This window comes from Burkholderia sp. SCN-KJ (assembly GCF_024656005.1).
Classification (GTDB): domain Bacteria; phylum Pseudomonadota; class Gammaproteobacteria; order Burkholderiales; family Burkholderiaceae; genus Burkholderia.
The window spans coordinates 242,571-256,745 of sequence record NZ_JANKOG010000001.1; the positions used below are offsets into that span (position 1 = coordinate 242,571).

Here is a 14,175-nt window from a genome sequence, read left to right on the forward strand (position 1 = left end):
GGGGACGGAGTGCTGACTTTATAAATTGGACAATCCGGGTGCGTCAAGGGAATTTTGACAGCTTTCTTTATCAAAAAAACGCCAATACCACTGGAATCGGTACACGATCGTCTTTTATTAATTGATCCGCATCAAGGACCTGTCAATATTACCGGAATCGGATCATCAATAATCGAAACCGTGAAAAACATACCGGGGACGAATCGCTTCGGTAAATTCCTCGGGTTTTTTCCGGGTTGCGGTAAACCGGGGACGTTGCGATGCTGGTGCAAAGGCAATGGAAGGAGAAGGCCATGTGGCTGGACGGATTCAAGCGCTTCGCGAGCCGGCTTGCACGCGTACGCCGCAAGTCCCGCGCGCTGGCCGAGACCCGTGAAGCGCCGTGCGACACCGAGTTCGACCCGACCTGGCACGGCGATCATTGGCAGAACCTGCTGGCGTCACCGCTGGACGCCCGTCACTACGTGATGGAAGACTGGACGTATACGCCGCCGCAGGCCGAAGCCGACGACACGCAGCCGACCGGCAAGCGCAAGCGCAAACGGCGCTCGTACGCGCAGTAGGGATCGGAACGACAGGGCAAAAAAAAAAGCGCGACTGGGAAGTCGCGCCGACAAAGGTTTGGAGATCTTTTCCGTCAACGAAAAAGTCTGCTTCGGAAAGCAGAGATCGCAGTATAGCGAGAGAACATCTTTTCATTATCCATGCCCCGCACAAACCTCTATTGCCGATGTGTCAATAATCGCGCTAGGCCTGCTCTCGCCCGTCATTGATCGCCTGTCGCGATCGCGCAACGCCCACGACACCCGATACGCAGTCCTGATTGCTTTTTTCTCGTGCTGCATCGCCGCAAAGTCTTGATGGCCGGGGCTCTCGGCGCATATGCTGATTCTTGCCGGATTCAAAATACAGTATTGCGGGAAGCAATTTTCTTTAACGCCCGGAGCGATCCGTACACTGCAAATGGATATCCGACGAGGGTGCCGCGCCCAATGCGCACGGCGTCGCCAGCCTGCGACGCCGCCGATGCCCGCAGCAGGTTCGATCGACATCATCCTGTTTGGAGACAGATCATGAAAAAGACCCTGATCGTCGCGGCATTGGCGGGCGCGTATGCCACCGGCGCCCATGCGCAAAGCGCCGTCACGCTGTACGGCCTGATCGACGCCGGCATCACCTACACGAACAACCAGGGTGGTCACAGCGCGTGGCAGGAGACGAGCGGCTCGATCAACGGCAGCCGCTGGGGCCTGCGCGGCACCGAGGATCTCGGCGGCGGGCTGAAGGCGATCTTCACGCTGGAAAACGGCTTCGGCATCAATAACGGTTCACTCAAGCAGAACGGCCGCGAATTCGGCCGCCAGGCGTTCGTCGGGCTCGCGCACGAGAGCTACGGCTCGCTCACGCTCGGCCGCCAGTACGACAGCGTCGTCGATTTCCTCGGGCCGCTGTCGCTGACCGGCACCCAGTACGGCGGCACGCAGTTCGCGCATCCGTTCGACAACGACAACCTGAACAACTCGTTCCGGATCAACAACGCGGTCAAGTACCAGAGCGCGAACTACGGCGGCCTGAAATTCGGCGCGCTGTACGGCTTCTCGAATTCCAGCAATTTCTCGAACAACCGCGCGTACAGCGTCGGCGCGTCGTACAGCTACATGGGCTTCAACGTCGCGGCCGCGTACATGCAACTGAACAACAACGTCAACGCGCTGGCGCTCGCGGCCAGCGACCCGGGCGCGGTAGCCGGCGACTGGACGTTCGGGGCCAGCCGTCAGCGCACCTGGGGCGCGGGCCTCAACTACGCGTTCGGGCCCGCGACGGCCGGCTTCGTGTTCACGCAGACACGTCTGACCGATTCGGCCAGGATCAGCGCCGGGCAGTCCGGCGTGTCGGGCGGCATCCCGCTCATCGGCGGCACGCGCTTCAACAATTACGAAGTGAACGGCCGCTACGCGCTGACGCCGGCGTTCTCGCTCGCCGGCTCGTACACGTACACCGACAGCCGTCTCGACGGCCAGACGCCGAGCTGGCACCAGTTCAACCTGCAGGCCGACTATGCGCTGTCGAAGCGCACCGACCTGTACCTGCAGGGCGAATACCAGCGGGTCAATGCGGACGGCCTGGCGATCGGCGCGAACATCAACGGGCTCGGCACCGCGTCGTCCACCAACAAGCAGATCGCCGTCACGGCCGGCATGCGCCATCGCTTCTGAGCGATGCGCGTGAGCCCGGCCGTTCGGCCAGGACCGTCATGACGAAGCGCCCCACCCGGGGCGCTCGTTCGTTTCAGCGCTGCACCGCGCGCATGCGCCGCGCCATGCTCACGCGCTGTCCGATGCCGGATAGCGAACGTCGAGCACGTCGATCGGCTGGGGACCGGCCGGCGTCATCAGCGTGACGGTATCGCCGATCTTCGCCTTGATGAGCGCCCGCGCGACCGGCGAGATCCAGCTGACGCAACCGCGATCGAGATCGACCTCGTCGATCCCGACGATGGTAACGGTATGATCCTCGCCGTCCGGCGTCGCGTAATCGACGGTCGCGCCGAAAAACACCTGGTCGACGTTCTCCTGGCGGCTCGCGTCGACGACTTCGGCGAGATCGAGCCGCTTCGTCAGGAAGCGGATCCGGCGGTCGATCTCACGCAACCGGCGCTTGCCGTAGATGTAGTCGCCGTTCTCCGACCGGTCGCCGTTCGACGCGGCCCACGACACCAGCCGCACCACCTCGGGACGCTCGACGTCGATCAGGTTCAGGAGCTCGTCCCTGAGCCGCTTGTGGCCGGCCGGGGTGATGTAATTCTTCGTGCCCGCCGGAATCGCGGGTTGACCCGGGTCGAGATCGTCGTCGTCGCCGTCCGACTCTTTGACAAACGCCTTGTTCATGATGCAGATTCAACACATGGATGACTGATGCTTCAAGGGTACACGAAGGCGGCCTTCCCAAGATCGGGTGACATTTTTTGCGAATAAGGCTTCCCTTTTTATACAACCCTGCTATACTTCCGCTTCTGCGTGCGGCTGTAGCTCAGTTGGATAGAGTACTTGGCTACGAACCAAGGGGTCGTGGGTTCGAATCCTGCCAGCCGCGCCACCTTTTTCGAGGGCCTTCCCAACCGAAGGCCCTTTCAGTTCGATGTTGTAGCGTTTTGTTGTTGCGTGCGGCTGTAGCTCAGTTGGATAGAGTACTTGGCTACGAACCAAGGGGTCGTGGGTTCGAATCCTGCCAGCCGCGCCACCTTTTCGGGAACCTTCCCACCGTAGAAGGTTCCGACAGTTGAAGTAGTACCGCTTTGCGTGCGGCTGTAGCTCAGTTGGATAGAGTACTTGGCTACGAACCAAGGGGTCGTGGGTTCGAATCCTGCCAGCCGCGCCACCTCAGAAGGGCCTTCCTCCGGGAAGGCCCTTTTTTCTTTTCCGCTCCCCCTCTTCGCCTCTCCGCCTCTTCCCGGCAACACCGATCGCGCCCGAATCGTGCGGGAGCTGCCGCCACACAACGCCAAGCCCACATCACAAACGAAAACGGCGGCCCGTGGCCGCCGTCTCATTCCGCTGCATCGCAACGCGCAGCGTCAGTAATCCTGCCGCTCGCGCTCGATGCGCATGCCGCCGTCATGACGCGCATGCACGCTGTCGTCGGTCGAGCGCTCGCGCATGATCCGCATCACGTCCGGATTGGTCCGCACGCGCCGCATCACGTTCGCGAGATGCACGCGGTCGCTCACCTGGATCACGAAGCGCAACACCGTCGATTCGTGCGTCAGATCCTCGTCCATCGCGATATGAACGATGTTCGCGTCCGCCGACGTGATGTCCGCCGCGACGCGCGCGAAGATGCCCTTCGTGTTCTTCACGAGCGCCTTCACCGCGACGTCGAACAGACGACCGGGCTGCGGCGCCCATTCGACGTCGATCCAGCGGCCCGGATCGCGGCGATGGATGCGCTGCGCGACGCGGCAATCAGTCGTATGAATCGCCATCCCGAGACCGATGCCGATATAGCCCATGATCGCGTCGCCCGGAATCGGCCGGCAGCACGCCGACAGCTGCACGGACATCCCTTCGGTGCCGGTAATCACGACCGGCGGCGCATTGTGCGCGGGATGCCGCTCGGACTTCGGCAGATCGTCGTCCGCATCGCGGCCGCTCATCAGCACCTCGATGCGCTTGGCCATCACCGCGGCGACGCGGCGGCCGAGGCCGATGTCCGCGAAGATTTCCTGGCGGCTCTTGTTGCCCGTCCACTGGACGAGCTTCTCCCACACTTCCGGCCCCACATCGGCCAGCGCGAGCCCGTAACCCTTCAGGCTCTGGTCGACGAGCCGCTCGCCGAGCTGCACCGACTCGTTCAGGCGCATCGTCTTCAGGTAGTGACGGATCGCCGAGCGCGCCTTGCCGGTGCGCACGAAGCCGAGCCATGCGGGGTTCGGCTTCGAATACGGCGCGGTGATCACCTCGACGATGTCGCCGCTCTTCAGCTCGGTACGCAGCGGCAGCAACTCGTTGTTGATCTTCACGGCCACGCACTGGTTGCCGAGATCGCTGTGGATCGAATACGCGAAATCGAGCGCCGTCGCGCCGCGCGGCAGCGCCATGATCTTCGACTTCGGCGTGAACACGTAGACCGCATCCGGGAACAGGTCGATCTTCACGTGCTCGAGGAACTCGCTCGAATCGCCGGCCTCGCTCTGGATGTCGAGCAGCGACTTCAGCCACTGGTGCGCGCGCTTCTGCACGTCGTTCAGGTCCGCGCCGCCGTTCTTGTACAGCCAGTGCGCGGCCACGCCGGCCTCGGCGATCTCGTGCATCTTGCGCGTGCGCACCTGGAACTCGATCGGCGCGCCGAACGGGCCGACGAGCGTCGTGTGCAGCGACTGATAGCCGTTGATCTTCGGGATCGCGATGTAGTCCTTGAACTTGCCGGGCACGGGCTTGTACAGCGCGTGCAGCGCGCCGATGCACGTGTAGCAGTCGAGCGGGCTCTCGACGACGACGCGAAAGCCGTACACGTCGAGCACCTGCGAGAACGACAGCTGCTTGTCGCGCATCTTGCGATAGATGCTGTAGATCGTCTTTTCGCGGCCGGTGATCTCGGCGTCGAGCTTCGCGTCGCCCATCGCGCGCTGGGCGGCCTCGAGAATCTTGCTGATCACTTCGCGGCGATTGCCGCGCGCGGCCTTCACGGCCTTCTCGAGCGTCGCGTAGCGATGCGGGTTGAAGTTCGCGAAGCTCATGTCCTGCAACTCGCGATACGTGTTGTTCAACCCGAGGCGGTGCGCGATCGGCGCATAGATGTCGAGCGTCTCGCGGGCGACGCGGCGGCGCTTTTCCATCGGCACCGCGCCGAGCGTGCGCATGTTGTGCAGACGGTCGGCGAGCTTGACGAGGATGACGCGCACGTCGCGCGCCATCGCGAGCAGCATCTTGCGGAAGTTTTCCGCCTGCGCTTCCTCGCGGCTGCGGAACTCCATCTTGTCGAGCTTCGACAGGCCGTCGACCAGTTCGGCGACCTTCGGGCCGAACCGTTCGGCCAGCTCGCTCTTGGTCACGCCCTGGTCTTCCATCACGTCGTGCAGGAGCGCCGCCATCACGGCTTGCGCGTCGAGCTTCCAGCCGGCGCAGATTTCCGCGACGGCGACGGGATGGGTGATGTAGGGTTCGCCGCTCTGGCGATATTGACCGAGGTGGGCTTCGTCGCTGAAGTGGAACGCCGCCTTCACCTCTTTGATTTCTTCCGGAGGGAGATACTCGGCAAGCACGCCCGTCAGTTTCGCGATCGAAACGACGCCGTGCTTGCGCGGCTGCTCCGGCGTGGCGGTCGGCCCGAACAGGTGCCGAAAGGACTGTTCGAGGACCGCGTCGATGTACTGGCGCGCAGGCGACTGGGCCGTGGCTTCGGTGGTCGAATCCGCGGAGGCGGACGATGGGGTGGTGCTCATATTCGCCTCCAGGTCGAGTCGTTGCGCGCGTGGACTACATGGCTGGAACGGGCCGGATGCGCGTTACACCGGCACCTTCTTCAGCATCTCGACGCCGACCTGGCCGGAGGCGATCTCGCGCAGCGCGACGACGGTCGGCTTGTCGCGGCTCTCGATCTTCGGCGTATGGCCTTGCGCGAGCTGCCGCGCGCGGTAGGTGGCGGCGAGCGCCAGTTCGAAGCGGTTGGGGATTTGCTTCAGGCAGTCTTCGACGGTAATGCGAGCCATGTTGGAAATTCCTTCTGAATATAGTCGTTATTCTACCTTATGTCCCTCTACCCTCGCGTCATTCCGCGTGGGGCAGATGGATGCCGAGCTCGATGAACAGCTCCGCGTGTCGCGCGTACTGCGAAGCAAAGCGCAGGCGCGTGGCCGCGACGATGCATTCGAGTTCCGCGAGCGCACGATCGAAATTCTCGTTGATCACGACGTATTCCGCTTCCGACGCGTGCGCGATCTCGCTGCCGGCAGCCAGCAGGCGCCGCGTGATCACGTTCGGCTCGTCCTGGCCGCGCTTTTTCAGACGTTCCTCGAGCGCATCGAGCGACGGCGGCAGGATGAAGATGCCGACCGCGTTGCGGAACTGCTTCTTCACCTGTTGCGCGCCCTGCCAGTCGATCTCGAGCAGCACGTCGTGGCCGTTCATCATCTGCTCTTCGATCCAGACGCGCGACGTGCCGTAATAGTTGCCGTGCACTTCCGCGCTCTCGAGGAATTCGTGCGCGGCGTGGCGCGCGCGGAAATCCTCGACGCTCGTGAAGTGATAGTGCTGGCCGTCCTGCTCGCCCGGGCGCGGCTTGCGCGTCGTGTACGAGATCGACAGGCAGATGTCGCTGTCCTTCGACAGCAGCGCGTTCACGAGCGTCGACTTGCCGGCACCCGACGGCGCGATGACCATGAACAGGTTGCCGGGATAGACGCCCGCGTGAAGCGTATGTGCGTCGTGAGTGGGGTGGATCATCTTGCTTTACTCCAGGTTTTGCACTTGCTCACGCATCTGCTCGATCAACAGCTTGAGCGCCATCGATGCGTCGGCGAGTTCCTTCGCCGCCGCCTTCGAGCCGAGCGTGTTTGCTTCGCGATTCAGTTCCTGCATCATGAAGTCGAGACGCTTGCCGACGCGGCCGCCCTTCTCGATCACGTGACGCGTTTCGTTCAGGTGCGCGGTGAGCCGCGACAGCTCTTCCGCGATGTCGATCCGGATGCCGTACATCGTCACTTCCTGACGAATGCGTTCCGCGGCTTCCTCGCGCGTGACGATCGGCGCGCTGCCTTCGGGCGCCGCGATGCCGAGCGCTTCCTGCAGCCGCTCGACGATCTTCTGCTGATGCTTCGCGATCAGCTCAGGCACGAGCGGAGTGATGCGCGCGACGATCGCTTCCATTTCGGTGACGTTCGACAGCAGCATCGTCGCCAGCTGCGCGCCTTCGCGCGAACGCACGACGACGAGCTCGCCGATCGCTTCCTTGCCGCACGCGAGCACCGCGTCGCGGATCGCTTCCGCCGACACGCCGCTCTCGGCGAGCACGCCCGGCCAGCGCAGGATCTCGCCCGCGCGCAGGCGGCCGACGCCCGGGAACGAATCGAGCACCGAACGCTCGAGCTCGGCGAGCTGGCCGAGCGCCGTCTGGTTCAGCGCGCCCGCACCGATGCTCTGCTCGCCGCGCTGCAGGTTGATGCGCACGTCGACCTTGCCGCGCGACAGCTTGTTCATCAGCATTTCGCGCAGCGCGGGTTCGCACGCGCGCACGTCGTCCGGCATGCGGAAATTCAGGTCGAGGAAGCGCGAGTTCACGGTGCGCAGTTCGACCGACACGCTGGTGCCGCCGTTGCCGGTGGCCGTCGCGAGTTCGCGCGTCGCGCTCGCATAGCCCGTCATGCTGTAGATCATGGTTCGTCTCGCCGTCTGGGTGCCCTTCACGGGCGGGAATATGTCGAGGCGCCCGGCGCATTGCAAGGCGCGGGGCGGGAAGCGCGCATTATCCCATTTTTGCGCCCCACCCCGCCGGGCACGCCTGCCGTTCGGCGCTAAAATCGGGGTTTCCTCTTCCGTCCACGATTCCCCCATGACGTCTTCCCTGTCCCGCCCGAGCGGCCGCCGCGCCGACGAACTGCGCAAGGTCGCCCTCACGCGCCACTACACGAAACACGCCGAAGGCTCGGTACTCGTCGAATTCGGCGATACCAAGGTGATCTGCACCGCGAGCGTCGCCGAGCGCGTGCCCGAATTCCTGCGCGATCGCGGCCAGGGCTGGCTGACGGCCGAATACGGGATGCTGCCGCGCGCGACGCACACGCGCAGCGACCGCGAAGCGGCGCGCGGCAAGCAGACGGGCCGCACGCAGGAAATTCAGCGCCTGATCGGCCGCGCGCTGCGCGCGGTGTTCGATCTGGAGGCGCTCGGGCCGCGCACGATCCATATCGACTGCGACGTGATCCAGGCCGACGGCGGCACGCGCACGGCCAGCATCACCGGCGCCTTCGTCGCCGCGCACGACGCCGTGTCGAAGCTGATCGCGGCCGGCAAGCTCGCGCGCTCGCCGATCACCGATCACGTCGCCGCGATCTCGGTCGGCGTGTACGAAGGCGCGCCCGTGCTCGATCTCGACTACGCCGAAGATTCGCGGTGCGATACCGACATGAACGTCGTGATGACGGGCGCCGGCGGCTTCGTCGAAGTCCAGGGCACCGCCGAAGGCGTGCCGTTCTCGCGCGCCGAGATGAACGCGCTGCTCGACCTCGCGCAAAGCGGGATCGGCCAGCTCGTGCAACTGCAGAAGGACGTGCTGGGCGCCGGCCATGTCTGATGATCGCACCCTCGCGCCGCTGTCGCGCATCGTGCTCGCGTCGAACAACGCCGGCAAGCTGCGCGAATTCACCGCGCTGTTCTCGACGGTCGGCATCGAGATCGTGCCGCAGGGCGACCTGGCCGTGCCCGAGGCGGAAGAACCGTTCGGCACGTTCATCGAGAATGCGCTGACGAAAGCGCGGCACGCGTCGCGGCTCACCGGCCTGCCGGCGATCGCCGACGATTCGGGGCTGTGCGTGCGCGCGCTGCGCGGCGCACCGGGCGTCTATTCGGCGCGCTACGCGCAGCGCGCGGGCGGCGCCAAGGGCGACGCGGCCAACAATGCGTACCTCGTCGAGCAGCTGCGCGGCGTCGCAGACCGACGCGCATACTATTGCTGCGTGCTCGCGCTGGTGCGCCACGCGGACGATCCCGAACCGCTGTTCGCCGAAGGTCGCTGGCTGGGCGAAATCGTCGACACGCCGCGCGGCGAGCACGGATTCGGCTACGACCCGTATTTCCACCTGCCGTCGCTCGGCGCGACGGCGGCCGAACTCGAGCCGGCCGTGAAGAACACGCACAGCCATCGCGCGCTCGCGCTGAAGGCGCTGCTCGCGCGGCTCGCGGAGGAACCGGCATGATCGTCCTCGTCACGCATTCGCAACCGGAGGCCGCATGAGCCAGGCGGCGGAAACCGGCGCGCGCGTCGTCGCGACTTTCACGTCGCCCGGGCAGGTACGGCTCACGTCGCTGCCGCCGCTCGCGCTGTACGTGCATTTTCCGTGGTGCGTGCGCAAGTGCCCGTACTGCGATTTCAACTCGCACGAGTGGAAAGGCGAGCGGTTTCCGGAAACCGAGTACCTCGATGCGCTGCGCGCCGATCTCGAACAGGCGCTGCCGCTCGTCTGGGGCCGGCAGGTGCATACGGTGTTCATCGGCGGCGGCACGCCTAGCCTGCTGTCCGCGGCCGGCCTCGACCGGCTGCTGTCCGACGTGCGCGCGCTGCTGCCGCTCGATGCCGACGCCGAGATCACGCTCGAGGCGAACCCGGGCACGTTCGAGGCCGCGAAGTTCGCGCAATTCCGCGCGAGCGGCGTGAACCGCCTGTCGGTCGGCATCCAGAGCTTCAACGAAGGCCATCTGAAAGCGCTCGGCCGGATTCACGACACCGCGCAGGCGCGCGCGGCCGTCGAGATCGCCGCGAAGACGTTCGACAACTTCAACCTCGACCTGATGTTCGCGCTGCCGAACCAGACGCTCGACGAATGCCGGGCCGACATCGAGACCGCGCTGTCGTACGCGCCGCCGCATCTGTCGCTGTATCACCTGACGCTCGAGCCGAACACGCTGTTCGCGAAGTTTCCGCCCGCGGTGCCCGACGACGACGCGTCGGCCGACATGCAGGAATGGATCCACGCGCGCACGGCCGAGGCCGGCTACGACCGCTACGAAGTGTCGGCGTACGCGAAGCCGAATCGTCAGTGCAAGCACAACCTGAACTACTGGCGCTTCGGCGACTATCTCGGGATTGGCGCGGGCGCGCACACGAAGCTGTCGTTCCCGAATCGGATCCTGCGGCAGGCACGCTACAAGCATCCGGCCACCTTCATCGAACAGGCGATGGCCGGCACGCCGGTTCAGGAAGAGCGTGAAGTCGGCGCGCGCGACCTGCCGTTCGAATTCATGCTGAACACGCTGCGGCTCGTCGAGGGCTTTCCCGTCCACAGCTTCGGCGAACGCACGGGCTTGCCGATCAGCACGATCGAGCCGGCACTGAAGGAAGCGGAACGGCGCGGGCTGATCACGCGCGATTTCGCGCAGATCGCGCCGACGCCGCTCGGCCAGCGTTTCCTCAACGACTTGCAGGAATTGTTCCTGCGTGACGATTGAAGCGGAACGAGGCGGCATTTCGGTTACAATGCCGCCTCGTGTGGAAGCGTGGCCGAGCGGTTTAAGGCACCGGTCTTGAAAACCGGCGACGGGAAACTGTCCGTGAGTTCGAATCTCACCGCTTCCGCCAGGAAGTTCGCTCAACCCCGTCCATTCATCGAATGACGGGGTTTTTGTTTGTCCGCGGCGCGCCGCGCACGCTGCCCGCCTCTGCCTGCCGACGCATCTCGCCCGATGCCGTTACAATCCGGCGCTCCGATTCGCGAAACGGGAAATCCACGTCATGAAGCCCTTCATCGCCTCGTCGCTCGTCGCCCTGCTGGCCGCCGTCGGCACGCACGCAGCGGCCGCCGATTCCGCCTCCGGCACCGACGCGCCAACACCGTCGTGCGCGATCGCGTACGTGAAGGGCGTCGGCGGCTCGCCGCGCGGCCTGCGCGAATATCTCGCGAGCCCGACGCCGTACAACTACCTGAAGGAAAACGAACTCCAGTGCAAGGTGTCGGATGACGGGCGCGCGTCGAACTGCACCGGCGTGACCTACATCCGCAACGAGCAGGTCAGCGTGTACGACGATTCCGACCCGGCGACGCTGACGGTCGTCGCGCCGGTGGAACTCGAGCACGGCCAGAAGTATCCGGTGATCCTCGTGGTGCAGCGCAAGGACGCGCGCTGCACGCGGTAACACGCACCGCCCGCGCCACGCTCAACGTGGCCGCAAGCGACGCGCGCAGCCCTCACGGGCCGGCCCGCCATCGCCTAGAATTCGATCAGCACGGCGACACGACCGCCGCCGCGATTCGATGCCGCCCGCGCCATCCGTGCGTGCGGCACACGGAGACCGCCATGACCGAACTGTCGACAGCGCCCGATCACGTCGATTACGAAGGCTTCGAGATCCATGTGGTGCCGGGCCTCGTCCCCGGCAGCGATGCGCGCTACACCTACACCGGCTATGTCTGCCATCCGGGCGTGAACCCCGCGCTGCCGGATCATGCCGTGCCGTTCCATGCGGACGGCGAAGAAAGCTTCGCGAGCGTCGAGGAAGCGGTGCATGAAGCCGTGCACATCGGCAAGACCATCATCGACGGCACGCATCCGGACCTGTCCGTTCTATCGCTCGTGACACACGGCTACTGAGCCGGTCGAGTTCGCCGCTGCCGTGCGTCCCGCACGCGCCGCGCGTGCGCAATCGTCGTGCCCGCATGGTCACGTGTCATGTCACATCGCGTCGCGATACCCGCCGGAAGCCCCGCCGAATCGCCGTCATCCGCGAATCGGCACATCGCGCTTCGCGTGCTATGCGTTTGTCCCGATAACGCGCCGCGCGCAGGCGCCTATCATTTTTTCATAGTCACCCTCCGGCACTCCCCCATGCCCTCTCTTCCCTGCCCGGGCGTCGACCGGCTGCGCATTGCCGCGCTGGTCGCCGCCGTCATGCTTGCCGCCTGCACGATCACGCCGCCCCCGTCGCTGCGCTCGGTCCTGACGATTCCGTCGGTCATCCGCAGCGCGAATCGCGACCAGTACCGCGTGGAAGTCGCGCAGTGCGTCGCCGAGCACAATCCGTCCGCCGTGTCGCACGGGATGCCGCAGGCGATGCTGCGCTCGCTCGTCGTCGTCGCGTTCACCGTCGATCGCAGCGGCCACCTCGTCAACGCGTCCGTCTATCGCAGCAACGGCGACAGCGAAGCGGAAGCGCTCGCGCTCGCGTCGCTGCGCCGGTCGGCGCCGCTGCCGCCACCGCCGTCGAAACTGCTGGACGGCAATGGCCGGCTCGAGATGATGGAAGGCTGGCTGTTCAACGACGACGGCCACTTCCAGTTGCAAAGCACCGCATCCGCGCAGGCGCAATCGATCGACTGAGCCCGCGCCCGCCCGCGATTGCCGCCATGTCGCGGCGCTGGCTATAATTTTCCGCAATCGCGCGGCCACCCTCCCGCGCGCGTTCGCGCGCCGCACCCGGCATGCGAGCCGACCACGCCGGCACCGGGCGGCGGCGACTTATCCGTCTCCATCGTCGACCGGCGGGTGACGTCCGCGCCACGCCGCGCGTCCACGCAGCCGCCTCATCCGCTCGGCCGCTCCCGGCAGGCGTCCGCCTGCCCGAGCGCTCACCCGGCCGACCGCCCAACGACAAAACGGAGACATCCATGTCCGCATCTCCCCCGGCCGTTGCACACGCAACCGGTTCGGCCGGCGCCGTCAGCCACCGGCGCATCGTGTTCGCGAGCTTCATCGGCACCGCAATCGAGTTCTACGACTTCTACGTGTACGCGACCGCCGCGGCACTCGTCATCGGCCCCGTGTTCTTTCCGCACGGCTCCGCGACCGCACAGGCGCTGTCCGCATTCGTCACGTTCGGCATCGCGTTCATCGCGCGGCCGATCGGCTCGTTCCTGTTCGGCCACTTCGGCGACCGCATCGGCCGCAAATCGACGCTCGTCGCGTCGCTGCTCGTGATGGGCGTGTCCACCACCGCGATCGGCTTCGTGCCCGGCTACGACACGATCGGTGCGCTCGCACCGGTGCTGCTGTGCGTGCTGCGCTTCGGCCAGGGGATCGGCCTCGGCGGCGAATGGGGCGGTGCGGCGCTGCTCGCGACCGAGCACGCGCCGCAAGGCAAGCGCGGCTGGTTCGGGATGTTCCCGCAGCTGGGCCCGTCGGTGGGCTTCCTGATGTCGAACGGGTTGTTCTTCGCGCTCGCGCTGTCGCTGTCCGACGAACAATTCCGCAGCTGGGGCTGGCGCATCCCGTTCCTCGTCAGCGCGGTGCTCGTCGTGCTCGGCCTGTACGTGCGGCTGAAGATCAGCGAGACGCCGGCGTTCCAGGCCGCACTCGAGCGCAACGAGCGCGTGCGCGTGCCGGTCGCGACGCTCGTCACGCAACACTGGCAGCCGACGCTGCTCGGCGCGCTCGCGATGGTGGTCTGCTACACGCTGTTCTATATCTCGACGGTATTCTCGCTGTCGTACGGCGTGTCGACGCTGCATATTCCGCGCCAGAGCTTCCTCGGCCTGCTGTGCTTCGCGGTCGTGTTCATGGGGCTCGCGACGCCGCTGTCGGCGTGGGCCTCGGACCGCTTCGGCCGCAGGCCGGTGCTGGTCGTCGGCGCGATCGCCGCGCTGTTGTCCGGCTTCGCGATGGAGCCGCTGCTCGGCAGCGGCTCGATGCCGCTCGTCGCGTTGTTTTTGACGCTGGAGCTGTTCCTGATGGGCGTGACGTTCGCGCCGATGGGCGCGCTGCTGCCCGAATTGTTCCCGACCAACGTGCGCTATACGGGCGCGGGCGTCGCGTACAACCTCGGCGGGATCCTCGGCGCGTCGATCGCGCCGTACATCGCGCAGCTGCTCGCCGCGCGCGGCGGCCTGTCGTGGGTCGGCGGCTACGTGTCGGTTGCGGCGGCAATCAGCCTGGTCGGCGTGCTGCTGATGCGCGAAACCCGCGACGCATCGCTCGTCTGAGCCCTCGGGGCGCCCCGGGTTGTGCGGCGGGGGGCGCCGCCTATACTCGATCC

The 14,175-nt window shown here is 65.7% G+C and carries 14 protein-coding genes and 4 tRNA genes; 13 read left to right on the top strand and 5 right to left on the bottom strand.

What is annotated here, in order from left to right:
* Positions 1-293: 293 nt before the first annotated feature.
* A complete protein-coding gene (locus NQV17_RS01140; RefSeq protein ID WP_044848537.1) occupies positions 294-563 on the top strand; it encodes a hypothetical protein in 270 nt (89 codons plus the stop codon).
* 510 nt (positions 564-1,073) lie between these two features.
* Positions 1,074-2,216 (top strand): porin, encoded by a 1,143-nt coding sequence (locus tag NQV17_RS01145; RefSeq protein WP_044848536.1) that lies wholly within the window; start codon positions 1,074-1,076, stop codon positions 2,214-2,216.
* 108 nt (positions 2,217-2,324) lie between these two features.
* Here the strand turns inward: NQV17_RS01145 and greB are convergent, their stop codons facing one another.
* A complete protein-coding gene (greB, locus tag NQV17_RS01150) occupies positions 2,325-2,888 on the bottom strand; it encodes a transcription elongation factor GreB (RefSeq protein WP_257768056.1) in 564 nt (187 codons plus the stop codon).
* Between the two features lie 131 nt (positions 2,889-3,019).
* Here greB and NQV17_RS01155 point away from each other — a divergent pair.
* From NQV17_RS01155 to NQV17_RS01165, 3 genes are all read left to right on the top strand, one after another.
* Positions 3,020-3,096: transfer RNA gene (locus NQV17_RS01155), tRNA-Arg, on the top strand.
* A 67-nt stretch (positions 3,097-3,163) separates the two neighbouring features.
* A tRNA-Arg gene (locus tag NQV17_RS01160) sits at positions 3,164-3,240 on the top strand.
* Between the two features lie 61 nt (positions 3,241-3,301).
* Positions 3,302-3,378 (top strand) — tRNA-Arg (locus NQV17_RS01165).
* A 196-nt stretch (positions 3,379-3,574) separates the two neighbouring features.
* On the opposite strand, the gene NQV17_RS01170 is transcribed toward NQV17_RS01165, so the two are convergent.
* From NQV17_RS01170 to NQV17_RS01185, 4 genes are all read right to left on the bottom strand, one after another.
* Entirely contained in the window at positions 3,575-5,941 is a 2,367-nt protein-coding gene (locus tag NQV17_RS01170; protein WP_044848534.1) for a bifunctional (p)ppGpp synthetase/guanosine-3',5'-bis(diphosphate) 3'-pyrophosphohydrolase, read from the bottom strand.
* Positions 5,942-6,004: 63 nt separating this feature from the next.
* The gene (gene rpoZ, locus NQV17_RS01175; protein ID WP_044848533.1) at positions 6,005-6,208 is read right to left on the bottom strand and encodes a DNA-directed RNA polymerase subunit omega; all 204 of its coding nucleotides are present in this window, start codon (positions 6,206-6,208) and stop codon (positions 6,005-6,007) included.
* A 58-nt stretch (positions 6,209-6,266) separates the two neighbouring features.
* Positions 6,267-6,941 (bottom strand): guanylate kinase, encoded by a 675-nt coding sequence (gene gmk, locus NQV17_RS01180; RefSeq protein ID WP_044848532.1) that lies wholly within the window; start codon positions 6,939-6,941, stop codon positions 6,267-6,269.
* Positions 6,942-6,947: 6 nt separating this feature from the next.
* Positions 6,948-7,871: a YicC/YloC family endoribonuclease gene (locus tag NQV17_RS01185; protein WP_059598967.1), complete on the bottom strand. Its 924-nt coding sequence runs from the start codon at positions 7,869-7,871 to the stop codon at positions 6,948-6,950.
* Positions 7,872-8,046: 175 nt separating this feature from the next.
* On the opposite strand from NQV17_RS01185, the gene rph reads away from it, so the two are divergent.
* The 8 genes from rph to NQV17_RS01225 all read left to right on the top strand — a co-directional run bounded on the left by rph (position 8,047) and on the right by NQV17_RS01225 (position 14,122).
* Positions 8,047-8,787: a ribonuclease PH gene (gene rph / locus NQV17_RS01190; RefSeq protein ID WP_059530129.1), complete on the top strand. Its 741-nt coding sequence runs from the start codon at positions 8,047-8,049 to the stop codon at positions 8,785-8,787.
* Positions 8,780-9,409: an RdgB/HAM1 family non-canonical purine NTP pyrophosphatase gene (gene rdgB, locus NQV17_RS01195; RefSeq protein WP_257768060.1), complete on the top strand. Its 630-nt coding sequence runs from the start codon at positions 8,780-8,782 to the stop codon at positions 9,407-9,409. The genes rph and rdgB overlap by 8 nt, the downstream gene beginning before the upstream one ends.
* Before the next feature lie 34 nt (positions 9,410-9,443).
* Positions 9,444-10,658: a radical SAM family heme chaperone HemW gene (gene hemW, locus NQV17_RS01200; protein WP_257768062.1), complete on the top strand. Its 1,215-nt coding sequence runs from the start codon at positions 9,444-9,446 to the stop codon at positions 10,656-10,658.
* Between the two features lie 42 nt (positions 10,659-10,700).
* Positions 10,701-10,788 (top strand) — tRNA-Ser (locus tag NQV17_RS01205).
* Between the two features lie 153 nt (positions 10,789-10,941).
* Entirely contained in the window at positions 10,942-11,343 is a 402-nt protein-coding gene (locus NQV17_RS01210) for a hypothetical protein (protein WP_257768064.1), read from the top strand.
* Positions 11,344-11,504: 161 nt separating this feature from the next.
* On the top strand, positions 11,505-11,798 hold the full coding sequence (locus NQV17_RS01215; protein WP_044848553.1) for a hypothetical protein: 294 nt from the start codon (positions 11,505-11,507) through the stop codon (positions 11,796-11,798).
* A gap of 234 nt (positions 11,799-12,032) precedes the next feature.
* Positions 12,033-12,524 (top strand): energy transducer TonB, encoded by a 492-nt coding sequence (locus tag NQV17_RS01220; protein ID WP_257768067.1) that lies wholly within the window; start codon positions 12,033-12,035, stop codon positions 12,522-12,524.
* A 287-nt stretch (positions 12,525-12,811) separates the two neighbouring features.
* Complete coding sequence (locus tag NQV17_RS01225) at positions 12,812-14,122, top strand: MFS transporter (protein WP_257768069.1); 1,311 nt, start codon at positions 12,812-12,814, stop codon at positions 14,120-14,122.
* Positions 14,123-14,175 lie beyond the last annotated feature (53 nt).

Bases quoted from the DNA above. Each gene is read 5' to 3' on its own strand.
- rdgB (WP_257768060.1), top strand. From the start codon at position 8,780: ATGTCTGATGATCGCACCCTCGCGCCGCTGTCGCGCATCGTGCTCGCG.
- greB (WP_257768056.1), bottom strand. From the start codon at position 2,888: ATGAACAAGGCGTTTGTCAAAGAGTCGGACGGCGACGACGACGATCTC.
- NQV17_RS01210 (WP_257768064.1), top strand. From the start codon at position 10,942: ATGAAGCCCTTCATCGCCTCGTCGCTCGTCGCCCTGCTGGCCGCCGTC.
- NQV17_RS01225 (WP_257768069.1), top strand. From the start codon at position 12,812: ATGTCCGCATCTCCCCCGGCCGTTGCACACGCAACCGGTTCGGCCGGC.
- NQV17_RS01215 (WP_044848553.1), top strand. From the start codon at position 11,505: ATGACCGAACTGTCGACAGCGCCCGATCACGTCGATTACGAAGGCTTC.
- rpoZ (WP_044848533.1), bottom strand. From the start codon at position 6,208: ATGGCTCGCATTACCGTCGAAGACTGCCTGAAGCAAATCCCCAACCGC.
- NQV17_RS01145 (WP_044848536.1), top strand. From the start codon at position 1,074: ATGAAAAAGACCCTGATCGTCGCGGCATTGGCGGGCGCGTATGCCACC.
- gmk (WP_044848532.1), bottom strand. From the start codon at position 6,941: ATGATCCACCCCACTCACGACGCACATACGCTTCACGCGGGCGTCTAT.
- NQV17_RS01185 (WP_059598967.1), bottom strand. From the start codon at position 7,871: ATGATCTACAGCATGACGGGCTATGCGAGCGCGACGCGCGAACTCGCG.
- NQV17_RS01220 (WP_257768067.1), top strand. From the start codon at position 12,033: ATGCCCTCTCTTCCCTGCCCGGGCGTCGACCGGCTGCGCATTGCCGCG.
- NQV17_RS01140 (WP_044848537.1), top strand. From the start codon at position 294: ATGTGGCTGGACGGATTCAAGCGCTTCGCGAGCCGGCTTGCACGCGTA.
- NQV17_RS01170 (WP_044848534.1), bottom strand. From the start codon at position 5,941: ATGAGCACCACCCCATCGTCCGCCTCCGCGGATTCGACCACCGAAGCC.
- rph (WP_059530129.1), top strand. From the start codon at position 8,047: ATGACGTCTTCCCTGTCCCGCCCGAGCGGCCGCCGCGCCGACGAACTG.
- hemW (WP_257768062.1), top strand. From the start codon at position 9,444: ATGAGCCAGGCGGCGGAAACCGGCGCGCGCGTCGTCGCGACTTTCACG.